The sequence below is a fragment of the Hyphococcus lacteus genome (assembly GCF_041058985.1).
GTDB lineage: Bacteria > Pseudomonadota > Alphaproteobacteria > Caulobacterales > Parvularculaceae > Hyphococcus > Hyphococcus lacteus.
Genome location: NZ_JBEHZE010000001.1, coordinates 2,688,613 through 2,712,194 on the forward strand (window position 1 = coordinate 2,688,613; position 23,582 = coordinate 2,712,194).

General features: G+C 52.2%; 17 protein-coding genes. 7 read left to right on the forward strand and 10 right to left on the reverse strand.

Annotated features, from left to right (window positions below):
- The first annotated feature begins 47 nt into the window (after nt 1–47).
- A complete protein-coding gene (gene glpK, locus ABFZ84_RS12795) occupies nt 48–1,538 on the forward strand; it encodes a glycerol kinase GlpK (protein WP_369314408.1) in 1,491 nt (496 codons plus the stop codon).
- Here glpK and selD read toward each other — a convergent pair.
- Entirely contained in the window at nt 1,535–2,578 is a 1,044-nt protein-coding gene (selD, locus tag ABFZ84_RS12800) for a selenide, water dikinase SelD (RefSeq protein WP_369314409.1), read from the reverse strand. The genes glpK and selD overlap by 4 nt on opposite strands.
- Here selD and mnmH point away from each other — a divergent pair.
- A complete protein-coding gene (gene mnmH / locus ABFZ84_RS12805) occupies nt 2,563–3,762 on the forward strand; it encodes a tRNA 2-selenouridine(34) synthase MnmH (protein WP_369314410.1) in 1,200 nt (399 codons plus the stop codon). The genes selD and mnmH overlap by 16 nt on opposite strands.
- Nucleotides 3,755–4,477, forward strand: coding sequence for an SDR family NAD(P)-dependent oxidoreductase (locus ABFZ84_RS12810; RefSeq protein ID WP_369314411.1), 723 nt, complete (start codon nt 3,755–3,757; stop codon nt 4,475–4,477). Before mnmH ends, ABFZ84_RS12810 begins: the two co-directional genes overlap by 8 nt.
- Before the next feature lie 7 nt (nt 4,478–4,484).
- Here the strand turns inward: ABFZ84_RS12810 and der are convergent, their stop codons facing one another.
- From der to ABFZ84_RS12850, 8 genes are all read right to left on the reverse strand, one after another.
- Nucleotides 4,485–5,858 (reverse strand): ribosome biogenesis GTPase Der, encoded by a 1,374-nt coding sequence (gene der / locus ABFZ84_RS12815; protein WP_369314412.1) that lies wholly within the window; start codon nt 5,856–5,858, stop codon nt 4,485–4,487.
- A 41-nt stretch (nt 5,859–5,899) separates the two neighbouring features.
- The gene (locus tag ABFZ84_RS12820) at nt 5,900–7,312 is read right to left on the reverse strand and encodes a PQQ-like beta-propeller repeat protein (RefSeq protein WP_369314413.1); all 1,413 of its coding nucleotides are present in this window, start codon (nt 7,310–7,312) and stop codon (nt 5,900–5,902) included.
- 3 nt (nt 7,313–7,315) lie between these two features.
- Nucleotides 7,316–8,125, reverse strand: coding sequence for a tetratricopeptide repeat protein (locus ABFZ84_RS12825; RefSeq protein WP_369314414.1), 810 nt, complete (start codon nt 8,123–8,125; stop codon nt 7,316–7,318).
- A 141-nt stretch (nt 8,126–8,266) separates the two neighbouring features.
- Nucleotides 8,267–9,604 (reverse strand): aminotransferase class III-fold pyridoxal phosphate-dependent enzyme, encoded by a 1,338-nt coding sequence (locus ABFZ84_RS12830; protein ID WP_369314415.1) that lies wholly within the window; start codon nt 9,602–9,604, stop codon nt 8,267–8,269.
- An 18-nt stretch (nt 9,605–9,622) separates the two neighbouring features.
- Nucleotides 9,623–11,113 carry an aldehyde dehydrogenase gene (locus tag ABFZ84_RS12835; protein WP_369314416.1) on the reverse strand — a complete coding sequence of 497 codons (1,491 nt, stop codon included), beginning with the start codon at nt 11,111–11,113 and terminating at the stop codon, nt 9,623–9,625.
- A gap of 13 nt (nt 11,114–11,126) precedes the next feature.
- A complete protein-coding gene (locus ABFZ84_RS12840; RefSeq protein WP_369314417.1) occupies nt 11,127–11,957 on the reverse strand; it encodes a hypothetical protein in 831 nt (276 codons plus the stop codon).
- An 85-nt stretch (nt 11,958–12,042) separates the two neighbouring features.
- Nucleotides 12,043–14,382 carry a TonB-dependent receptor gene (locus ABFZ84_RS12845; protein WP_369314418.1) on the reverse strand — a complete coding sequence of 780 codons (2,340 nt, stop codon included), beginning with the start codon at nt 14,380–14,382 and terminating at the stop codon, nt 12,043–12,045.
- Between the two features lie 273 nt (nt 14,383–14,655).
- Complete coding sequence (locus tag ABFZ84_RS12850; RefSeq protein WP_369314419.1) at nt 14,656–16,251, reverse strand: tetratricopeptide repeat-containing sulfotransferase family protein; 1,596 nt, start codon at nt 16,249–16,251, stop codon at nt 14,656–14,658.
- Nucleotides 16,252–16,360: 109 nt separating this feature from the next.
- Here ABFZ84_RS12850 and ABFZ84_RS12855 point away from each other — a divergent pair, with 109 nt between their 5' ends.
- On the forward strand, nt 16,361–18,406 hold the full coding sequence (locus tag ABFZ84_RS12855; RefSeq protein WP_369314420.1) for an amidohydrolase: 2,046 nt from the start codon (nt 16,361–16,363) through the stop codon (nt 18,404–18,406).
- Here ABFZ84_RS12855 and ABFZ84_RS12860 read toward each other — a convergent pair whose 3' ends face one another.
- On the reverse strand, nt 18,407–19,126 hold the full coding sequence (locus tag ABFZ84_RS12860) for a GntR family transcriptional regulator (RefSeq protein WP_369314421.1): 720 nt from the start codon (nt 19,124–19,126) through the stop codon (nt 18,407–18,409). It abuts the gene before it with no gap.
- A gap of 321 nt (nt 19,127–19,447) precedes the next feature.
- Between ABFZ84_RS12860 and ABFZ84_RS12865 the strand changes: the two genes are divergently transcribed.
- The 3 genes from ABFZ84_RS12865 to ABFZ84_RS12875 are packed head-to-tail and all read left to right on the forward strand — an operon-like array spanning nt 19,448 to nt 23,572.
- A complete protein-coding gene (locus ABFZ84_RS12865) occupies nt 19,448–20,797 on the forward strand; it encodes a glutamine synthetase family protein (RefSeq protein WP_369314422.1) in 1,350 nt (449 codons plus the stop codon).
- 15 nt (nt 20,798–20,812) lie between these two features.
- Nucleotides 20,813–22,180: an aminotransferase gene (locus ABFZ84_RS12870; RefSeq protein ID WP_369314423.1), complete on the forward strand. Its 1,368-nt coding sequence runs from the start codon at nt 20,813–20,815 to the stop codon at nt 22,178–22,180.
- Entirely contained in the window at nt 22,181–23,572 is a 1,392-nt protein-coding gene (locus ABFZ84_RS12875) for a glutamine synthetase family protein (RefSeq protein ID WP_369314424.1), read from the forward strand.
- Nucleotides 23,573–23,582 lie beyond the last annotated feature (10 nt).

The following is a 23,582-nucleotide window of genomic DNA, read 5'->3' on the forward strand; positions in this document are numbered from 1 at the left end:
GCAGTTCGCGATAGAGTGACCAAATTCGAAATTATAAAACGAGTGTCATGAGCGAAACCCAGCCCCCTTATATCCTCGCGATTGATCAGGGCACGACCTCTAGCCGGGCCATTGTTTTCGATCAGTCGGGTAAAATCATCTCACAGGCCCAAGCCGAATTTGCGCAACATTACCCTAAAGACGGTTGGGTCGAACACGATCCCGAAGATATCTGGCGCACGACACGCGATACGGCCCGCGAAGCGTTAGAGACCGCCGAAGAAAATGGCGGCGAAGTGGTGGCCATTGGCCTGACCAACCAACGCGAAACGACAATACTTTGGGACCGCGAAACCGGAAAAGCGCTTTACAACGCGATTGTCTGGCAAGACCGACGAACCATGGATGTATGCACGAAATTGCGTGAGGAAGGTTTTGAAATCCACGTCACGGCGCGCACCGGGCTTTTACTCGACCCATATTTTTCAGCAACGAAAGCTGCGTGGATTCTCGATAATGTCGATGGTGCGCGCGCCCGAGCCGAAAACGGCGAGATTGCATTCGGCACCGTGGATAGTTTTCTAATCTGCCGCCTGACAGGCGGCGAAACCCACGCGACCGATGCCACCAATGCCAGTCGCACCAGCCTTTATAATATTCATGATAATTGCTGGGATGATGCGTTGCTAGAAAAGTTCCGTGTACCAAAGGCCATGTTGCCCAATGTGCGCGATTGTTCAGACGATTATGGTTTAACCGACCCAGAATTGTTTGGACGCCCCATTCCGATTTGCGGCGTCGCTGGCGATCAACAAGCTGCGGCTTTTGGTCAAGCCTGCTTTGAACCCGGCGACATCAAAAGCACTTATGGCACAGGCTGTTTTGTTCTGATCCATACCGGCGACAAGGTTTTACATTCCCAGAACAAATTGTTGTCCACCATTGCCTGTCGATTGGATGGTAAAACGACCTATGCATTAGAAGGGTCAATTTTTATTGCTGGTGCCGCGATCCAATGGTTGCGCGATGAATTGGAAATCATCAAATCCGCTGATGAAACCGCCGCGCTCGCCGAAAGCATTGAAAACAACAACGGTGTTTATCTGGTCCCAGCTTTCACCGGTTTGGGTGCACCCCATTGGTCCCCCAGCGCACGCGGATTGGTTTCTGGCTTGACCCGCAGTTCCGGCAAGGCGGAACTAGCGCGAGCGGCGTTGGAAAGCGTGGTTTATCAGACTGCGGATTTAATGAATGCCATAGCACGCGATGGTGCAGAGACAAAAACTTTGCGGGTCGATGGCGGCATGGTCGCCAATGATTGGACCATGCAATTCCTCGCCGACATTTTGAATCTGCCAGTTGAGCGTCCCAAAATTCTCGAAACGACAGCATTAGGCGTTGCTTACCTTGCGGGGCTAAAGGTTGGGATCTTTCAAAATATCGAAGAAATTGCCGAACGCTGGCGATTGGACGCCCGCTTTCAACCGGCAATGTCCGCCGAAGAGCGCGCCGGCAACCTTTCTGGCTGGGCCGACGCACTAAGGCGAGCCTTGGCCTAGGCGGAAACCGTTATATGCGGATCGCCCGCACTGACCGAGCCAATGACACATGCTTGTTCATGGCCATGGGCCTTGAAAGCATCAATAATTTTTCCCGCGCTTTCCGGCGAGCATGCGACCAGCAATCCGCCACTGGTTTGTGGGTCGGTTAGCATATCGCGTATTTCAGCCGGTGCATCGACCATGTCTTTTATGCTTTCCCAGTTGCGACCGCTCGCACCGGTTTTGACCCCGTCCGCCAAAAGCGCCTTTGCTTCGTCGAAAACCGGCACTGCTTTTTGATCGACCTCGGCGGTAACCCCACTGCCCTTACATATCTCGGACAGATGCCCCAACAAACCAAACCCGGTCACATCCGTTACCGCATGAACACCGTCGATCTTCGCAAGCTCTGCCCCCGGACGATTGAGCAGCGTGGTCGAATTGATCATGGTTTCATAGCCCGTCGCGCTTAGGATCTCACGTTTCAATGCCGCGCTAAAAATGCCGACACCTAAAGGCTTCCCAAGGATCAGCACATCGCCCGGCTTCGCACTGGCGTTCCGAAGAACACGATCCGGGTGTACCAGCCCCATGGCCACTAACCCATAAATCGGCTCGGCGGAATCAATCGAATGACCGCCAGCCACGGGCGCGCCTGCCGCTTCGCTCACGGCGTGCCCGCCATCGAGAATTTTGCGAATAGTATCGGTCGACATTTTCCCAATCGGCATACCAACAATGGCAAGCGAGAAAATCGGCTGACCACCCATTGCATATACGTCAGAAAGCGCATTGGTCGCCGCAATCCGCCCAAAGTCAAAAGGATCATCAACAATGGGCATGAAAAAATCAGTCGTCGCGATTAGCGCCGCATCGTCGGAGACTTTATAAACCGCCGCGTCATCGCTGGTGGCAGCATCCACCATCAAAGCCGCATGGGCGGTGTTCAGGGGCGCTGCGCCCAGAATTTCACGCAGAACATTCGGCGCGATTTTACATCCGCAACCACCCCCATGGGCAAGGCTCGTCAAACGCGGTTCTTTTGGGGAATCAGACAAAACTTCTCTCCTTGCCGTCTTGGCAGAAAAACCTAGAACATCTTTTGGTCACTACATACAAGCCCAGCCCCAGAAAGGCCCAGCCCCAGAAAGGCCGCATAATCACTGCTGCGATCCACCATATAGACGAAACATCGGTCAAAACGCTTGGGCAGTTCGACACCATTATTGACGTGCGCTCACCAGCGGAATTTGCACAAGACCATATACCCGGGGCGATAAACCTGCCGGTTCTCAACGACACCGAGCGCGCGGAAGTGGGTACTCTTTACAAACAGGTTTCGCGGTTTAAGGCGCGCCGGCTTGGGGCGGCCTATGTTGCCAGAAATGTAGCGCGTCACCTCGATACGGCGCTGGCCGATAAACCGAAAAATTTCCATCCGCTGATATATTGTTGGCGCGGCGGAATGCGCTCAAACGCGATGGCAACGATCTTGGCCCAAGTCGGCTGGCACACGGGCTTGCTTAGCGGCGGATACAAAACTTGGCGGCGAAGTGTTGTCACGGCCTTGAGAGATTCTGACGCGCCATTGCCGTTGATTTTATTGGATGGGCAAACTGGCACAGCGAAGTCTGATGTTTTACGGGCACTAAACGATGTCCAAATTCTAGATCTCGAACACCACGCCAATCATCGTGGTTCGGTTTTTGGTGGGTTTTTCGACAATCCGCAACCGGATCAAAAACTGTTCGAATCGTTATTGTGGTATGATCTTCAGCATCATGATCTTTCTAAACCAATATTGGTCGAGGCTGAATCTAACCGGATTGGCCGATGCGAAATCCCCAAACGCATCTGGACCGCGATGCGCGCAGCACCAAGGGTCACCCTTACGGCCCCTATCGCATCGCGCGCCGAATATCTTTTAACTGCTTATGCAGACATCATTGTTGATGATCTAATCGTGCAAGATGCTATTTCGCGCCTGCGGGCATTCCATTCCAAAGAGACACTGGCGAAATGGCAGGCGATGGCCGAGGTCGGTGCCTATCGCGATCTCGCGGCAGAATTGATGCGCGTCCATTATGATCCGCTATATAGCCGAGGCCGCAAAAAAGACGCGCCGGTCACATTGGCGCATATTGCCTTGCCGGATCTTTCCGGCGCGACCATTGAGACGGTTGCGAAAGAGATCGCTTTGGTTCTATCCAAGGCGCAAAATAAGGAAGACGTCCATGGCTGATCTTGATCTCACCGGAAAAACTGCCCTCGTCACCGGCGCATCGCGCGGACTGGGCCGTTCTATTGCAATTTCGCTGGCCCAAGCTGGTGCCCATGTATTGGCGCTGGCCCGCACGCCGGGTGCTCTGGAGGAGCTTGATGACGCCGTGAAGGCCGTGGGCGGCAAAGCGTCTTTGATCCCGCTTGATCTCGTCGAGGGTGAAGGTATTGAACGGCTCGCCGAGGCACTCATGGGTCGGTTCGAGGCGCTTGATATTTTGGTCCTGAATGCAGCCAGCCTTGGCGAGCTTGCACCGCTCCCGGATATTGATCCAAAAGTCTGGAATCACACACTAAACCTGAACGTCACCGCAAATTGGCGCTTGATCCGCGCACTCGACCCATTGTTGCGCCGCGCCAAACGGGCCGACGTGATCGGCGTCACCTCGCATGTAGGCGGCGAAACTGCGCGCGCATTTTGGGGTTCATACGCCGTAACCAAAGCCGCACTAGAAATGCTGCTTGAGACCTATGCGGAAGAAACCGCCCGTACCGAGGTCGAAGTATCGATCATTGATCCCGGCACCATGCGCACAGATATGCGTGCCGTTGCAATGCCGGGTGAAGATCCGCAAACGCTGCCTTCACCGGATGAAACCCTGCCGCTGGTCCATCATGTTTTAACCCGCACCAAGGCCGAGCCAATTCGCGTGCGCAAGCGCGATTTACAAAACTGATCGACAGCTACCGGCGTTTTTCTTTGGCAAACGGGTTGCCCGGTCTTTTTAGGATAAGCCGAATTGGCACTGCGCGAATATCAAATGCGTCACGAATACCGTTGATCAAATATCGCTTATACGCCGCAGGCAAATCTTCCGCACGGGTACATTGCGCCACAAAAGTCGGGGGCCGCGTTTTTGTCTGGGCAATATAACGAAGCTTGATCCGCTGTCCTGAAACCGCAGGCGGCGCGTGACGCGACACTGCTTCTTGTAGCCAATCATTTAGCTCCGGCGTTTTTACGCGCGCATTCCAATCAATATAAAGCCGCGTCACAGCGGGCATTAAACGATTGATCCCAGCACCCGTTAGCGCCGAAAAAGCAGCAATCGGAATACCTATCGCCTGAGGTAACAACCGGTCGGCAGTTTCGCGCAATTCGCGCATTTTCGCATCGCGGTCTTCGATCAGATCCCACTTATTAACCGCAAGCACCAATGCTCGCCCTTCGCGCAAAGCGAGGTCAGCGATCTGAAGGTCTTGCTTTTCAAAGGGCGATGTCGCTTCCATCATCAGGACCACGACTTCGGCAAATTTGATCGCGCGCAAACTATCGGCGACCGAAAGTTTTTCGAGCTTTGATTGCACTTTGGCTTTTTTGCGCATTCCAGCCGTATCGAAAAGTTTGACTGGCCAGTCACGATCTTTGCCCGTCCACTTCCATTCAACTGAAATTGAATCGCGGGTGATGCCCGCTTCCGGCCCAGTCAAAAGCCGGTTCTCGCCAATTATCTGATTGACTAAAGTTGATTTGCCCGCGTTCGGGCGGCCAACGATCGCAACCCGAAGCGGTTTTAGCGGGTCGTCCCACTCTATTTCTTCGTCTTTTTCGTCCGACTGCCACTCCGCTAGAAACGGGTCGAGCAAATTATAAAGCTCGGCCATACCTTCACCATGTTCGGCGGAGATCGCCAAAGGCTCACCAAGACCAAGACCGTAGGAATCATATAAGCCGGAATCGCCCGCTGCACCTTCGACTTTGTTAGCCAAAAGGATCACCGGCTTTCCGCTCGCGCGAAGGATCGACGCAAATGTTTTATCGAGCGGCGTCACGCCTGCCCGTGCGTCGATCAAAAACAAACACGCGGCGGCCTCGGCCAGGGCAATATCTGTTTGTTGACGCATGCGCCCTTCGAGCGCTGCTTCGGGTGCCTCTTCAAGGCCCGGCGTATCGACAACCGTAAAGGACAAATCACCGAGACGCGCCTCTCCCTCACGGCGGTCACGAGTGACGCCGGGTGTATCATCCACAAGCGCAAGGCGCTTTCCAACCAAACGATTAAACAAAGTGGACTTGCCTACATTAGGCCGTCCGACCAGTGCGATTTTTACTGACATGTGCTCGATTTAGTCCTGCGGTTCTAAGCTTCGCTGGCGCATTAGCGCATAGCGACCAGCTTGCCATCCTCCGTCAGGATAAAGACTTTTTCGCCTGCGACAACCGGAGCCACAACTGAGCCGCCGTCAAACTTGTCAGTTTCGGTGACTTCACCCGTTTCCGGCGAGACCCTGACGATCTCTTTTTCAGTAGAGACCAATAGCAACTGCCCACCGGCAAGCACTGGTCCGGCCCAAGAAATACGGCCTTTTTTCTTCTTTTCGTTCTTGTAACGGCGTAGCTGCGTCACCCAAACGATGCCGCCATCTTCACGCGAGACACAGATCAATTCGCCTTCGATTGAGACGAGATAAATAAAATCACCCGCGACCCATGGCATTTGAAGGCTTGCGACCGGCAATTCCCATACTGGCTGGCCAGAGCGGATATCAATCGCCGAAAAGCGCCCGCCATGGCTAACCACATAAACCAAGCCCCGGTCGATCACCGGGCTACCGGCGATGTCATTTAGCTGGGACAGTGCCGTCAGGCGCGTTTCGCGCACCATGGTCGTATCCCAAACAGAGCGGCCATTGTCGGCGATAAACGCCACAAGTTCCCCCGATGAGAACGGCGCAACCACGAGGTCGCCAGCGGCAGCGGGGCTAGAAGAAGAAAGGAACCGCGCGGATTCTTCAAACGATTGAAACGCCCATGACGTCTCGCCGGTTTCCTGATCCAGTGCCAAAAATTCGTTGGTATTCGTCGCAAGATAAACCTTGCCGCGATAAGCCGTTGGTGGTGTACGCGCTGGTGCGGTCGTATCGACCTGCCACAGCTTTTCGCCCGTCTGCGCATCAAGCGCTGCGACAAAACCAAAACCCGAGGTCACAAAAATGCGGCCCTGATCAAAGGCGACACCACCGCCAAAACCGATTTGAGACGGCTTTGGCCGGCTCATGAGAACAAAATCACGAAAACGGAATCGCTCGTTAATTTCTGGTGTTAGCTCGGTTGTCCAAATTTCATCGCCCGTTTCAACGTCGAAAGCCGTGACATTCGCGGCAGCATCCATCACGAAAACACGGCTATCAACAACGATAGGCGGCGATGTCAGGCGCGCACGGCGCGCAGATGCCTTGCCAACATCGACTTTCCATAGGGTTTCCATCGTTAATGGCGCGCTCAAATGATGAAGCGTGTGATCAGCTTCGCCGCCCGGCTGCGTCCATGATTGGTTCACATATGAAGGTGGAACTTCGACGGTCACGCCCGCAAAACGCGGGTCCGGTGCCAAGGCCTGATCAAGCGCGAGGATCGAAATCCGCTCATCTTCTTCTGGTGCTTCCCCGTTTTTGTCAGAGTCATCGCTACCAAAAAGGCCCGAAATTGGATTAGAGCCACAAGCGGACAAAAGAGACAAACCCAAAGCCAACAATAAAGCGCGCAAGGGCGAGGAAGAAATGCCTGTCATATTTTACTCTTCGTGATTGTGATCAGCGTGGTCATCTGACGGCGTATCATTCTGCGCGTCAACAGGCTCGGTCATTGTGTTTTCGGTGTCGCTCGGTGCAGTGGTTTCACCCACAACTTTAAGAAGGTCATCAAGCCGGGTTTCGCCAGTGATGTTCACCCCCTCTTTTGCCGCCGATGCCAATGCCGCAAATTCTTCGGCGCGCTCGCGGATCCCTTGGGGGGCTTCGAGATTGATCGACAGTGCACGGAACGCAGATAGCGAAGCTTCGTAGTCTTTTTCAAAAAGGGCAGCGAGTGCCAACACTTCTTGAGCATAAAAACTAAACGGCCCGGTGACGTCCGTTAAATTACCAAGATCAGACATCACCACATCGCGGCCCTCCGCCAGCGAGAGGTAAGCCGCGCGTAATTGCGCCAATTCACGCATGCGGCGCGGCGCATCGCTATTGGCAAGCTCGCGGTAAACCTCAACGGCTTTCAAGCGCTCGCCATTGGCCGCATAAGAACCAGCGCGTCGAAGCGATGCCAATGCGCCATAGCCACCCTTGGCCTCAGCCACCGATTCAAGCGCCGCTCGACCCGCCATAGGGTCTTCTTCGAGCGTTTCAACCGCCGCCAAAAACTCAACCGCGTGCTTTTCCGCTTTGCTGGTTTGAAGATGTGACCAAACCTGCCAGCCGGCCACACCGACCACGATGGCTATTGCCGCACCCACAACCGCAGGACCATGCTGGCGGAACAGCGCCCACTGGCGTTCTTCCGCAAGTTCCTGATCAACTTCTCTTAATATTGTTTCGTCTTCGTTCGCCACTGACGCATTTCCTGCCGATTGCTATCTATAAAGCCGGGCCGTTCTAACGGCCTTTGTGTCCGCGCGCAACGCGGGCAGATTTTTAGTTACCATTTGATTTTGACGGATTTTGGCCGCCCTTACGGTTTTTCCAGCTTTCGCTCAGGCCGTGGCGCGTAAGCCCGCCCGAACCGCGTCGATCATCATGTCGATTTCCGCCTTGCCTGAGGTCAATATTGGCGCGATGGCGAGATGTTCGCCATTAGCCCGAACGGCGACGCCCTTTTCATAAGTTTTAAGGAAAACATCGTTCCCTCGGGCACCTGGCGCACCTTCGCGGCCAGATACAGTGACCCCCGCGGCCAAGCCGATATTTCGGATATCGACCACATGAGGCTCGTCTTTCAGGCTATGGACCGCTTGTTCAAAATAATCACTCATCTCAGCGGCATGGGCATATACCCCTTCTTCGCGGAACACCTCTTGGGCAGCGAGGCCCGCCGCCGCCGCTAATGGATGCCCTGAATAAGTGTAACCGTGGAAGAATTCGACGCCCGCAGCGCTCGCATCCATAAAGCCGTCATAGATATGCTTGCCGACAATTGCTGCGCCCATGGGGACCGCGCCGTTATTTATCGCCTTTGCGACGGTGACGATGTCCGGCTCTACGCCGAAATATGTCGCCGCATTCGGCGAACCCATACGCCCAAAACCGGAGATCACCTCATCAACGATCAGCAAAATGCCATGTTTCTTTGTGACTTCGCGCAGACGCTTTAGGTAATTTTTCGGCGGCACGAAAACGCCGCCCGACCCGGCAAACGGCTCGACAATAACAGCCGCGATCGTCGAGGCATCATGTAGCGCAATCATGGCTTCGAGTTCGCGCATATATGGTTCGACATCGACCTCAGCCTCGCCGGGCGTAAATGCCTGCGTTGCGGGATCATAGGGGAACGACATGTGATCAACGCCCGGAAGAAGGCTGCCAAAAAACTTTCGATTATTGACCATGCCCCCCACAGATATCCCGCCGAACCCAACGCCATGATAGCCGTTTACCCGCCCGATCAAGCGGGTACGGGTGCCCTCGCCGCGAAGGCGATGATATGCAATCGCCATTTTCAGCGCCGTGTCCGCCGCTTCTGAACCCGAATTCACGAAGAATACATGGTTCAGATCACCGGGGAATTGATCCGCGACGACGTTCGCGAGTTCAAATACTTTTGGGTGGCCAAAATTAAACGCATTGGCGTAATCAAGTTCATCCGCCTGCGCCTTAATCGCTTCAACAATTTTTGGATGCCGATGACCAAGGTTGCAACACCAAAGACCTGAAAACGCGTCGAGGACTTTCGTGCCCTCAGACGTATAATAATAATGCCCCTCTGCCCGTTCATAAATACGCGGTGCAGCCTTAAAGGCTTTGTTCGGTGTAAACGGCATCCAGTATGATTGCAGCCAATCGTTGCGCCGCTCAGGGGAATTATCCAAGGTCATCACAATCTTTCATCTTACTCAGGAAAGCTTCATCCAAATGGTCTTTAGCTCGGTATATTTATCTAACGCATGTAGCGAACGATCACGGCCAAACCCAGATTGCTTGAACCCGCCAAACGGCGTTGTAATATCACTACCGTCCCAACAATTTACCCAAACATTCCCGGCACGGAGCGTTCTTGACGCTTTGTGGGCATAGTTGAGATTGCTGGTCCAAATACCGGCGGCCAGGCCATAGATCGTATCATTGGCAATACGCATGGCATCATCGAAGTCATCAAAACCGATTGCGGAAATAACCGGCCCAAAAATTTCTTCTTGCGCGATTGTCATTTTATTATCGACACCATCGAAAATTGTCGGCGCAACATAAAAACCACCGCTATCGCTCAGAGCGCGCCCGCCACCACACACAAGTTTTGCGCCCTCAGCACCGCCCTTTTCGATGTAACCCAGCACCGTGTTCATCTGGGCTTCATCAACCAGCGCACCAAAGCGAGTATTTTCATCGAGCGGATCACCGGGTTTGAGGCTTTTTGCGACGGCCGCAACCTTGGCAAGGAATTCGTCTTTGACCGAGTTTTGAACCAACAGGCGCGTGCCCGCCGTACAGACCTGTCCCTGGTCATAAAAAACGGCCCAAGCCGCAGCCATCGCGGCCGCATCAAAATCCGGGCAATCTTCCATGACGATTTGTGGGCTCTTGCCGCCACATTCGAGGGCAATACGTTTCAAATTGCTTTGTGCACCATATCCCATGATCAACTTGCCAACGGCGGTTGAGCCAGTAAAGACAACCGCATCAACATCCATATGCAGCGCCATTGCCTTTCCGGCTTGCGCACCATTACCCGGCACCACATTAAGAACGCCCGCCGGTATGCCAGCCTCAGCCGCAAGTTCCGCCGTGCGCAGCATCGTTAAACTGGCTTGTTCAGCCGGTTTCATAACGACAGAGTTTCCAGTCACAAGCGCCGGTGCGAACTTCCAAGACGCCATCAATAGCGGAAAATTCCACGGCGTAACGGCACCCACAACACCTAAAGGTTCACGCACGATCATTGATACAGCGTCATGAGGTGACGGACCAAGCTCGTCGTAGATTTTGTCGATAGCCTCGGCGTAATAGCGGATCGTCTGCACCACCAAGGGAATATCCGCGTTGCGCGTGTTTCGGATCGGTTTACCCATATCAAGGGTCTCTAAAAGCGCCAGCTCGTCAGCATGGGCTTCGACCATGTCGGCGAAGTTGAGCATAATTTGGCGACGCTTGCGCGGCGGCAACTTGCTCCACAGACCACTTTCAAAACTTGCCCGCGCTGCTTTGACTGCTAAATCAACATCTGCGGCATCACACGCGCTTAGACGTGCGATCTCTGAACCGTCAATCGGCGAAATACACGGCAATGTCTCGCCCGATTGGGCAGGCGTGAACTCACCATTGATAAACGCTTCGGTTCGGATCGTGACTTTTTTAAGGGCAGCAGCAACACCGGTAGAAAATGTCATGATAAACGTACTTTCATTCGATTAGACCCGCCGCGCGCAACTGGGCTCTTTCTTCTTGCCATTTCAGCATATTCATTTCGATGAAGAAAAACGCAACGATCCATAACATCGCATCCCACGCATCCCATGGCTCGCCTAAATACCACCAATAACCAGCATTTACGAAGAGGATTGAATATAGCAAGACCTTGAATGACTTATAGGCGAGAAAGAATTTTGTACCGATCAGGGCAGATGATTTCAGATAGATCTCAAGTTCAAGGATGATGACGATCAAAACCCAAAGGCCGGCGTTTACCACATCGGTCCAGGCAAGGCGTTTGATCAGACTGAGATTTTCAGCACTCGCAAACATGTTGTCGCTCACGCTGTAATATGCATTCGCCGCCAACGCCTGACAGTTGGTGGCGTTTAGCAATTCATAATCATCGAGCGCATTCGCAAAGGATGCACCAGTGCCCGTGAGGCCACACGGATCTGGCCCGATATAAGCGTCAAATCCAAATGGCACCCCAAGCGTCGCGATATAGCCGTAAAACGAATATAAAATGACCGCCCAACAGGCAAAGCTGACGACGCTGATAATGCCATCAACCCAGCCTTTGATCTTTTCGTCCGGCAACACCCATGTCTCAAGCTCTAGCAACATCAACAAAACCAACCAAGCGGCCGTATCAATCGCATCGGTATAGGCGACGATAATATCGCTCAGCGCCACACCATCTTCATAGGTGAATGCACTACCGGAAAAGTTTTCCAGAAAAAAATGACCCGTGTTAATCGCCAAAAGCGCGTAAACGGAATATTTGAAAATCTGAAAAAGTTGACCAGTACCTATGCTCATAGTGATCCCAAAAATATGCGCCGATCACGAAGATCGGCGCAAATGGTTACAAAAATAGCGAGGCAAGCGCTTAGTGATTGCGCGATCAGTCGCCCCACTCATAACTCATGCGAACGCCAAAAGTGCGCGGCCGAATTGGTCCCACAAAATGCGCGGGAATAAAGCCGCCAGATTCTTCTGCGCCCGCAAAACCTTCTGTATCGGTAAGGTTTTCAATATAACCGATGACTGACCAACCCGCCTCGGCCTTATAGCCAAGCCGCAAAGCCATATCGAAAATACTCGGCGTAATCGCCTCGTCGAGATGGGCAGCGCCGCCATAGGTCTTGCTTTGGGCGGTGAATTCCGCAGCGCCATAAATCCCGCCCGCACCGGCAGGAATATTCATGCGTAAAATGCCAGCGCCCGCATATTTGGGCACATTTGCTAGCGACAACCCTTCGCAATCATCCGTACCGTCACAAATAGACTGCACATTGTTCGCCTCAGACCCGGTATACGAACCGGATAACAAAACACCAAAATATTCACCAATATCTGTGTCGATTGATCCTTCTATGCCCCAGCCTTTCACATCACCGATATTCTCAACGACAATTCCGCCGCCCGTTCCGGTCACTGTCTGTTGGAGATCTTTGTAGGTGTAGTAATAAATATTGGCATCAAACCGAGATCGACCACCAAGGGCCGTACCTTTAACCCCGGCTTCGTATGACCAAGCTTTTTCCGGATCAAACGGATCGGGTGACGCATCACCAGCCGCTAAGTTGATACATTCCGTACCAAATGGGCCGCAATAGGTTGTGGCCGATCCGTTAGGCAGGACGGTAAAACTACCAAAGCCCCCAGCCTTAAATCCGCGCGTCGCACTCGCAAACAACATCACATTGTCGGACGGGTGATAACGAGCAATGAAGCGTGGTGTAAACGCATCCCAGCTTTGTTCAGCCTCGTGGAAATCGGCTGACGTAAAGCCGAGTGCGAAATATGGGCCGAGCTGACTATCGATAGGAAGCGCGCGGATACCGAATTTTTTGGTATCTTTTGAATAGCGTACGCCAATACCAATATCGAACTGTTCGCTAAGGCGTAGTGTTGTATCCACATAAGCGGCAAAACCGTGATACCGCCCGCGCACCTGATTGCTTTCAATCAACCCTTCAGGGTTCGGCGTAAAAGAATAATAGTAATATGCGAAATAATCTGAACAGGAATTAAATCCGTAATAGCTCAGATAGTACTGACACATTGTCTCTTCGTCTGAAGCCTGCGTGAAGAGAACATCAATCTCTTCTTTGTAATACGAAGCACCAGCATACCAAGCCAATGGGCCTTCGTTATCCGATACAATACGGAGTTCCTGCTCGAAATATTTGCCGTCTTGGTCTTGGCTATAATCATTAATCCGCAATGGGGTGCCGTCAAAATCCTCCGCATAAAAATACGAATGATCCTTATAACCCGTCATTGAGCTGATAATTGCGCCACCTAAATCATAATCAAGTTGAAGACCAAAACTCAGAATCTCGCCATTATCGGCTTCGCCCAACCCTTGATCGCTATCAATATCATTTTCAGTTCCGCCGAGCGACAGCCCGAAAACATCAACAAGCGTATCCCAAGAATCGCCCTTTTCTGTTGCACGATAGACCGCGCCGGATTGCATCCGCTTTTCGTATTCAACAGTGAATAGCGCCTCAAAAGCATCTTTGCTGTATAGCGCCGACAGTCGGCCCGCATATTTCTCTGGCTCAACCTGTTTTTCGATACCCGGGCGCGCGACATTTTCGGCGTAGCCGTCTTCGTGCGCGCCATATCCGGAAACGCGCAAAGCGAAATACTCATTAACCGGAATGTTCAACGCCGCTTCGCCAAAAATCCGATCACGTTCACCGATATCCAATTCGGCATAACCGCCATATTCGCCGATACGTGGCTTGGCGGTATGAACGCTAATCGCGCCGCCAATGGCGTTACGCCCAAACAAAAACCCTTGCGGACCACGCAGAACCTCTGCCCGTTCCATGTCATAAAGACTAGAAACCGCAGCGCCATTGCGCCCCTGATAAAGCCCATTTTTGAAAAGCGGAATCGATGGATCACCGCCAACACCAAAGTCATTCGTGCGGATGCCGCGAATGTTCAAAAAGTCGATAAAACTGTCGAGCGAATTACCGCTTACGCCAGGGGTGAATTTCACCAGATCTTTGATGTCATCCAAATTCGTATCACGCACAAAGTCACCGCTATAGGCCGTGATCGCGAGCGGTACCTCTTGGATTGATTCATCGCGTTTCGTTGCGCTGACGATAATCTCATCACGCTGCGCCAAGGCCGCGCTGGAAGTCATTACGGCAGCAGCCGAACACCCCGTGAGAAGAATTGCCCGTCGAAAGCTGAATTGGCGGAGATTCGATTGTGACATGCTACGACCCCTGTATTAAGCGTGGACCCCGTCCGCACGGTCAGTCACGCAAAACCTTCCCTGTCCAGATTCGTATCAACAAAGAGAAATCTCGACAATAGTTTATACATTTTCGCGATCCCAACTACGACACTTTCTTGATTATCGCGACGAATATGCAACGCTCGAAGTTCATCGAAATTCTTATTTTTATAATAATATCAGTATATTAAAATATTTTCTGAAATCTTCAGCACCAAACCAATCGCCCGCTATAAATAGAAAATTATGTGATCACATATTCGAATCAAATGATTGAAAATTGCCGGCTTCACGCAAAATAGTCTCCATCGGCGCGAGCTTATTGTCATAGCAGCGCCAGCGCCCAACTGACCGTTGGTGAAGTTTCTCTCGTACCTGCACCGCACTCGCGGTCGCGACCGCCGATCTCTGGGTGTGGAACTCAAGGCACTGATCCTCCCACCTCAGTCCCAAGAAATCGATCAGGCGGCGGGCATTCGGCTCAAGGTCAGAAACAGTCTTCTCATAGGAAACGTCAAGGAATTGCCCAGGAAACACCTCGCGCCAATGAGCCATCAACCGCGCATAACGTAAATGATGGCGCGCCATTTCCGCTTGATCATATGAATGATGATATGCCTCAGCAAAAAGCTGTTTGAAGCTCGCAAAACAACTGTCCATCGGATCCCGCGTCAAATGCACAATTCGTGCATTGGGTAATGCAGCCAAAATAAGCGGCACATGTAGATAATTCCCCGGTAGTTTATCGACAAAATGAGCCGCGTTTTTTCGCATTGGCATAGACGCCCGCAAATATTCCCGACCGAGCGCAGCTGGGTCTATCGTCGCAGAGGCTTCAATCGCTTCTGGTGTCCAACGGTCCTTAAACGAGCCTTTGGACAATCGGTGAACGGATAGTCCGAACTGCTGAAGCTCGCCCGCGGATTCTACCATTGAATGGCTCGTGATAATCCGCTCAATCAGTGTCGTTCCAGTGCGGGGCTGACCGACGACGAATATAGGGGCCGGGTCATCATGGCCCGCACGTCGTTTCTCGGCCCAATCTTTCGAAAAGATGTTCATTAACGCCGCAAACATTGCGTCTTCTTTTTTCTCGTCAAATGTCAGGGTGCTGTGTTTTGCTTTCGCGCCCAAACTAAACGCACTGAAAGCTTCACTCCACGCCTCGCAATCTTCGTATTCTTTGCCTGCTGCATAGCCAAGAAATGCCTTTGAATGGGCATCTTTTGCCCGGTTTGCTTTATCCATCAGTATATCGGCGCGATCCGTGGTCTCGGCCTTGCGTAAGGACGACAACAGCCAGTGCGCCTGCGCAATGTCACCATGGCGAGAGAGCAAATTGTTCAAGGTTTTTTCCGCGTCATCGGTCTCACCCAAAAAGGTCTGGGCACTTGCTAAGTTAACACCATAAGCGGCGCGGTCTGGCGCTTTCGTGGCCGCCCGTTGATACCATTTTTTTGCTTCTCGTTGATTTCCCAAAAGTGACGCGACAACGCCAATAAGGTCTTCAACAGCCGGGTCATCCGTGCCCGCCATTGTCGCTTTTACGAGCGCTTGCTCCGCCCGCGCTGGCTGGCCCATTCGCATAAAAATGCGCGCAAGCTGCGCCCATGCCGCTGCATGGCTCGGCGAGAGCTTGGTGACAGAACCAAATGCGCTCGCGGCTGTCCTCATATCATCCATATCGAGGGCAACTAACCCTACCAGAAAATGAACCTCTGGGTTGTCACGGTCGATCCCCATGGCCGCCCGGCAACACTCGGCGGCGCGCTTGGCATCACCGCCGTTTAGCGCCACAAAGCCAGCGCGTAAAACTTCAGCTAATTTTTTGTCTTTATCCAAGCTCATAATTTTCCGCCGGCATGCCAATCTTTCTTGCGCGAATAGGACTTGTGATCACATTCGGTCATTGTCATCATATGATGCAGACATTTGCACCACTTAGAAAGCACTGACCATGAGATCAGCTCCACTCCTTGCCGTTGCCCTGTTCGGATTTCTATCGGCTTGCAACCCAGCCGACGACAAACAAGCGCAACCTACAGAGACGCAAATACCGCCCGCAGAAAAGCTGTTTATCAATGGGCGGATCTATACGGCAAATTCAGGTCGCGAGTTCATGACCAGCATGGCATTGCGCGGCGACGAGATTGTGGGTGTTGGCAATATTGTCGGCAATAAAGAGACCTTCGATGGGCTGATCGGCCAAGGCACCGAGATTATTGATCTCGGTGGCAAGCTGGTTCTACCCGGTCTGCATGATGCGCATTTACATCCGATTGGCGCGATGCCGATCCCATCGTGCAATGTCGAAAACACGCCCATGACTCTCAAAGAAATCGTGGATTTCGCAAATGGCTGCCTCGCAGAAGACGACATGGCCGAAGATGAATGGATCACAATCGAGCTTTGGAACTTCGCCGCCGGCAATCAGCCGGGCAAAGAGTTTAAGACCATACGCGAGGCACTAGACGCTGTCTCCAGCGAAAAGCCGGTAATCCTTCTGGGTAGCGACGGTCATCATTATGCGGTCAATTCTGTAGCTTTGGCGCGAGCCAAGAATGACGCCGGTGAAACCGTCGGATTTTCTGCCGCGACATTGGAAACCGATTTTGCAGAACTTGCACCCTATATTGGCCTGGATGATGCGGGCGAGCCAAACGGCAAACTAACAGAGGACTATGCCCTCACCTCCATTGGTGCCGGCAACTTACTCAATGCTGGTATTGAAAAGCGTCGTGCCTCACCGGAGCTGATGATGGACGTTACCCTGCCGCGCGGCATTACATCCTTTCTCGACGCCGCTGCTGACCCCAATACGCTCGATATATATGACCGTCTTATCGCCAATGATGCGTTTCACGCACGTGCGCATCTAGCGCTTTATTACGATCCCGGTGCGTATGCGAATGATAATGGCGCAGTAGATTATGACCGGCTTCTCAGTGATGCCCGAATGATCCGCACCAAATACGAGCGCACACCCAATATTGATGCTAACTTTCTAAAATTGTTTGCTGACGGTGTAATCGAAGGCGATCCGCTTTCTGATCCACCAACCTTACCCAACGCCGCTTTTTCTCGCGATTACCTACAGCCTATTTTTGAATGGGACGAAAAAAGCCAATGGATCAAAGTCACCGGCTATGTAGATACCGATAGCGAGCTTTGCGCCACGACGCGCGAAGCCATGAACGGCGAAGAAACGCTAGATATAGCCGCATTCAAAATCGAGAACGGGTTTCATCCGTCACAATGCGCTAAAAGTAATGGCGTTCTTCAGCACCCAGAAGACATAATCATGAATTATGTGCGCAGGGGCGATGCGGCTGGGTTTACTTTTCACATCCACGCCATTGGTGATCGTGGTGTCGAAACGGCGCTCAACGCAATAGAAAACGCACAGGCGACAAACGGGACACACAACAATCATATCATCACGCACCTTCAGGTGGTCCGTCCAGATGACATAGACCGCTTTGCGGCGAACGATATTTTTGCGTCATTCACCTTTGCTTGGGCCGTGATGGACCCCCAATATGATACCACCGTCATTCCGTTTATTGATCGCGTAGACGGCCCCAACGGCATTTACGAGCCCAACGGATACTACCTTCAAAATGGATATCCCGCCGAGTCCATCCGTGCTGCGGGCGCAACATTGATTGCTGGTTCCGACGCCCCGGTCGACACAAAAGACCCGCGACCGTTTGTGAACATTGAGGCGGCGGTTTCGCGCTCAATTTCTGACTTACCACCAATGAATATTAGCCAGGCCATTTCGATGTTTGATGCCATTGATGCCTATACAATCAACGCGGCCAAAGCGTTGAAACAAGACAACATTGTTGGCTCTATCGAGCCGGGAAAAAAGGCTGACTTCATTATTTTGGATCAAGATTTGTTCAAACTTGCCGAAAATGGTCGCGCAAAAGATATCAGCGAAACCCAAGTCTTAGAGACTTGGTTAGGCGGTAAAAAAGTCTACGCGGCGGATGAGTAATTAAACATCTGTGCGAGCAATGTTGGTCATGCCCTCAAGGATGTCATTGCGGATCGCTTTTGTCAGCTTTGTAACATCATCGGCGCGCAATGCGCTCACGGCTTCTTTGTGCTGATCCACAAGTGACGATGTGCCAAGGCGCCCGATCACGACGCGCATAAACGGTCCGATTTGTAGCCACAAGCTTTCGACTAACCCGAGATAAACCGGTGATTTTGCAGCTTCATAAAGCTTGAAGTGAAACTCGCTGTTATACCGCGCATAGGCGGCGCTATCGCCGCGCTCAATGGCCCGATCAAGGGTGGCATCAATCTTAGAAAGCTTTATCGCCAGCTTCTCACGCGCGGCGGATTGCCTCTTTAGTTGCGTAAGCACCCGCGCCGCTAATTCTGGCTCCAGCGCAAGGCGCGCCTCACTTATTTCCGAAAGCTTGTCTTCATTCATCTGCGCCACGCTAACCCGGCGCGTCTCTGTCAGTTCAAGTGCACCGAGCGCTACCAACTGACGAATGGCCTCTCGGGCTGGCATCGTACTCACGCCAAATTCCGCTGCCAATCCGCGTACGGATAGCGTTCGGCCTGGCTCTAGTTGCCCCGAAATGATCGCACGCCTTAGTTTTTGGTAGACTTCTTCGTGGACTATTTTTGGACGCGCATCGTTGGCCACCCCTTTTACGTTCGCAAGCGGTGAGTGTCGCGGCAATGTTTTGACCTCGGTCAAATTAATTCCTTTATGGCTGTGATCTCATCCATACTATGAACATAGATGCAAATCTCCAAATTGTAAGCGAAAAACGCTAATTGAGTGGCCTCTTGGGCCAGAAAAACTCTATATATGGCCCCTCTTGCGAAATCCTTACGAGCAATATATTTGTGATCACGTTTTGACCCATTGCGTTGGCTTAGACACCCGTTAGGCTATTTTTGCCAATGATAGATGCGTGCCCCCCCGACCCCGCTGGAACGGGACTGGGATCAAGAATAACGATTTAACAAAAGGCGCGCGTGCCGCCCGAAAAAGGCGCGCTCCGCGAAGTGATTTATGGACTTGGAAGAACTTAAAGAATGGATGCGCGAACGCCGGATTGGTGACGTTTCCTGTTTGACCCCGGATATGAGCGGCACAGCGCGCGGTAAAAATATGACCCCCGGCCTGTTTCTCGCGAGCCTTGAGAACAAAAGTCTCCGCATCCCAGAACTGACCTACACGATCAGCGTACATGGCGACATCGTTTTTAATGACCACGTCCAGCGCACCGAACAAGATTTAGTTCTCTCACCAGACCTATCGACAATTCACCTTGCGCCATGGAATACGGACGCGACAGCCGCTATCATTTGCGACGCGTATACTGATCAAGGTACACCGTTTAATCTTGCGCCGCGACAGGTACTACGAAACGTCATCGACCTTTATCAGAAAAAAGGCTGGACCCCGATTGTCGGCCCAGAGGTCGAATTTTACCTGATCGCTCGGTTTAACGATGTCGTTCTTGAACCCCGCGCACCAGATGGTGCGTCGGGCCTTCGTGAATTTGGCCAACATGTATATAGCGTCGATGCAATCGACGAGTTCGATAAGCTGTTTGAAGATCTTTATCAGTTCTGTGATGTTCAGCACATCGATCTGGAAACCTTGATCCACGAAGATGGCCCCTGCCAATTCGAGGTGAACATCCGCCACGGCGACGCCATGAAAGTTGCGGACCAATTATTCCTGTTCAAGCGCCTTGCGCGTCAGGTTGCCAAGCGCCACGGCATGTTCGTGACGTTTATGGCAAAGCCATACGCAGAAGATAGCGGATCCTCGATCCATCTCCATCAAAGCGTGGTGGACACCAAAACGGGCCAAAACATCTTTTCGAATAAAGACGGCTCGGATGCAGATATCTTCCGGCATTTTATTGGCGGCCTACAGGCGCATTTGCCTGCGGCGATGCCTTTGCTCGCCCCTTATACAAATTCCTATAACCGCTTCGAAGCCTTTATGAGTGCGCCGACAAACACCCATTGGGGTCGCGAAAACCGTACTGTTGGCCTGCGCGTACCCGCAAGCGGCCCCGAAGCCCGCCGCGTCGAGAATCGGATATCAGGCGCAGATGTGAACCCATATCTTGCGATCGCCGCCTCGCTTGTTTGCGGTTATATCGGTATGGCAGAATCAATTGAACCGCGTGCAGAGTATATCGGCGAAGGATATGAGGATCGTGAACGTCCCCTTCCCTCCACGCTTACCGAAAGCATCGAAACATTCAGCAAATCTGAAGCGTTGAAAGAATATCTTGGAGAGGCGTTCGTCGATACATTCGCCTCCCTCAAACGCTCCGAATATGAACACCGGTCCAGCGTACTTAGTCCGTGGGATGTTCGTTTCCTGATGGTCAACGTATAAATAAATGTGATTGAAATGACCAAGACAACGCAAGAAATACAATCTATCGACAACACTCACCATCTTCATCCGTTTACGGTTCATCACGAACTACGCGAGGCTGGGCCCCGCGTTATAACACGCGGCGAAGGGGTCTATCTGTGGGATTCTGACGGCAACAAGATCCTTGATGGTATGGCGGGCCTTTGGTGTGTGCAGCTTGGTTATGGGGAACAGGAATTGGTTGACGCTGCGACTGATGCAATGAAAACCCTGAGCTATTACAATACATTCTTTCAAACGACGACGCCCCACGCCACTCGGCTATCGCAACTGATCGCGGAAAAGACGCCCGATGGCCTAGACCAGATCATGTTCGGCTGCTCCGGCTCAGAATCAAACGATACCGCGATCAAATTGATCTGGTACTATTGGAACCTACAGGGAAAGCCAGAAAAGAAAGCCATTATCAGCCGCGAACGTGCGTATCACGGATCAACCGTCGCCGGGGCCAGCCTGTCTGGTCTTCCTTTTATGCAAGGCATCTTCGACCTGCCCCTACCGCGGTTCCATCATGTTGGACCGACGCCACATTATTACGAATACGGAAATTCGGACGAGAGCGAACGCGAGTTTGGTTTGCGATGCGCCAAGGCAATCGAAGATAAAATTCTGGAGCTTGGCCCGGAAAATGTTGCGGCATTCGCCGGTGAACCGGTCATGGGTGCTGGCGGGTTGATGTTACCGCCCGAAGGTTATTGGCAGGAGGTCGAGCGCATCTGTCGTAAATATGATGTTCTTCTGTGGTCAGATGAAGTCATCTGCGGGTTTGGCCGGACCGGTGAATGGTTTGGCTGTCAGACCTATGGTTACACACCAGATATTATGACCATGGCAAAGGGCATTTCGAGTGGCTATCAACCGCTCTCCGCTGTTGCCATAAATAAAAGAATGTCTGACGCAATCGTCAATGCTGATAGCGAAATGGCCCATGGCTATACCTATTCGGGCCATCCCGTCGTTTGCGCCGTTGCGGTACGAAACCTAGAACTCATCACCGAGAAAAAATTGGTGGGAGAGCGCGGCCAAGCAACATCAGAGTATTTTCTAAAACAACTATCATTGCTTGATGACCATCCGCTGATCGGGCAAACACGGGGTGTCGGCCTTTTGGGTGGCATTGAACTCGTGAAAGATAAAACAACGCGCGAACGATTTTCACCCGATGGCACGGCGGGCGTTACTTGTCGCAATCATTGTTTCAAATCCGGAATTATCATGCGTGCGGTTGGTGACACCATGTTCTTATGCCCGCCACTGGTTATTACCAACGATGAAATTGACGAACTTTTCCGCCTTGTACGGATAAGTCTAGACCTGACCCTAGAGGAATTAAAACCGTAAATGGCGCCACCTTCAGCATATGATGACCGGCAATCGATGCTCGCCAACGCAAAGGTACTGTTAGATTCTTCTCCTGACCTTGTGTTCGTGGATGCGTTCTTTACCGACTTAAACGGCGTATTGCGCGGAAAACGTATGCCTGCCCGCGATGCGATGAAGTTGGTCAAAGACGGATTGCGTTTACCGCGATCCCTTGTGGGTGTCGATATTTGGGGTACGGATGTCATTGAAAATGGGCTCGTTATGGAGACCGGCGATAGCGACGGCATTTGCTATCCGGTGGGCAGCGGGATAATTCCGACACCTTGGGCAGTCGATCCATCCGTGCAGGTCATGATGATGATGGGTGATACAGACGGCACTCCATTCCTTGCTGATCCACGCCAGTTACTAATTGAAATGAAGAACCGATGCGCCGCACAAGGGCTATTTCCCGTAGCGGCCATGGAGCTGGAATTTTACCTCCTCGCGCGAGAAACAGATGAAGCTGGCCGCCCGCAAACCGCCAATCTCGGTGTGACGGGGCGGCGTGTCAGCGATTCAAAGCTCTATGCAATCAACGAACTAGATGCCTTCAACGGGTTCTTTAGCGACCTTTACGCAGCGTGTGACCAACAGGGCGTCCCACTCGGCGCAGCGATCGTAGAAGGTGGCGCGGGGCAATTTGAGGTCAATTTACTTCATCAAGATGACCCTGTTAAGGCCGCTGATCAGGCAATTTTATTCCGTCGCGCAGTACGGGGCGTCGCCGAGAAACATAATCTACTATCCACGTTCATGGCCAAACCCTTTGGCGATCTAAGTGGCAACGGTCTTCATGTTCACGTGAGTATGCTTGATGAAAAAGGCCAAAATGTTTTTGACGATGGCACAGACAAAGGGTCGGAAAAGCTACGCCAAGCGATCGCTGGTTTGATTGATGTCTCTCCCGAAGCGATGATCTTTCTTGCGCCACACCTTAATTCCATGCGCCGTTTTCAAGATGAATCTCATGCGCCGACACGCCTTTCATGGGGTTACGAAAATCGAACAGTTGCGATCCGCGTACCAAATGATTCAAATAAAAATCGCCGCTTTGAATATCGTATTGCTGGCGCAGATGCCAATCCGTATCTAGTTATGGCGGCACTTCTAGGTGGCGTTTTAGATGGCATCCAGAATAAAAAGTCTCCGCCCTCACCAACTACCGGAAACGGTTATTTGTGTGACGCGCCGCGTGTTCCAACGTCATGGCGCGACGCATTAAATTGCTTTGAGAACGGACAAATATTAGCCCCGGCATTTGGACCGCTTTTCACAAATGTTTTTACTGCGGTCAAACACCAAGAAATGCGCATCGCCGACGCGCGCGTGACCGATTTTGAATACGATTCTTATCTACAAGTGTTTTGAGCAATGAAGC

Excerpts from the sequence above, each read along its gene's own strand:
- ABFZ84_RS12865 (WP_369314422.1), top strand. The coding sequence starts at position 19,448 with ATGGACTTGGAAGAACTTAAAGAATGGATGCGCGAACGCCGGATTGGT.
- ABFZ84_RS12835 (WP_369314416.1), bottom strand. The coding sequence starts at position 11,113 with ATGACATTTTCTACCGGTGTTGCTGCTGCCCTTAAAAAAGTCACGATC.
- ABFZ84_RS12875 (WP_369314424.1), top strand. The coding sequence starts at position 22,181 with ATGGCGCCACCTTCAGCATATGATGACCGGCAATCGATGCTCGCCAAC.
- ABFZ84_RS12850 (WP_369314419.1), bottom strand. The coding sequence starts at position 16,251 with ATGAGCTTGGATAAAGACAAAAAATTAGCTGAAGTTTTACGCGCTGGC.
- glpK (WP_369314408.1), top strand. The coding sequence starts at position 48 with ATGAGCGAAACCCAGCCCCCTTATATCCTCGCGATTGATCAGGGCACG.
- ABFZ84_RS12870 (WP_369314423.1), top strand. The coding sequence starts at position 20,813 with ATGACCAAGACAACGCAAGAAATACAATCTATCGACAACACTCACCAT.
- ABFZ84_RS12830 (WP_369314415.1), bottom strand. The coding sequence starts at position 9,604 with ATGACCTTGGATAATTCCCCTGAGCGGCGCAACGATTGGCTGCAATCA.
- der (WP_369314412.1), bottom strand. The coding sequence starts at position 5,858 with ATGTCAGTAAAAATCGCACTGGTCGGACGGCCTAATGTAGGCAAGTCC.
- ABFZ84_RS12810 (WP_369314411.1), top strand. The coding sequence starts at position 3,755 with ATGGCTGATCTTGATCTCACCGGAAAAACTGCCCTCGTCACCGGCGCA.
- ABFZ84_RS12855 (WP_369314420.1), top strand. The coding sequence starts at position 16,361 with ATGAGATCAGCTCCACTCCTTGCCGTTGCCCTGTTCGGATTTCTATCG.
- ABFZ84_RS12840 (WP_369314417.1), bottom strand. The coding sequence starts at position 11,957 with ATGAGCATAGGTACTGGTCAACTTTTTCAGATTTTCAAATATTCCGTT.
- ABFZ84_RS12820 (WP_369314413.1), bottom strand. The coding sequence starts at position 7,312 with ATGACAGGCATTTCTTCCTCGCCCTTGCGCGCTTTATTGTTGGCTTTG.
- ABFZ84_RS12845 (WP_369314418.1), bottom strand. The coding sequence starts at position 14,382 with ATGTCACAATCGAATCTCCGCCAATTCAGCTTTCGACGGGCAATTCTT.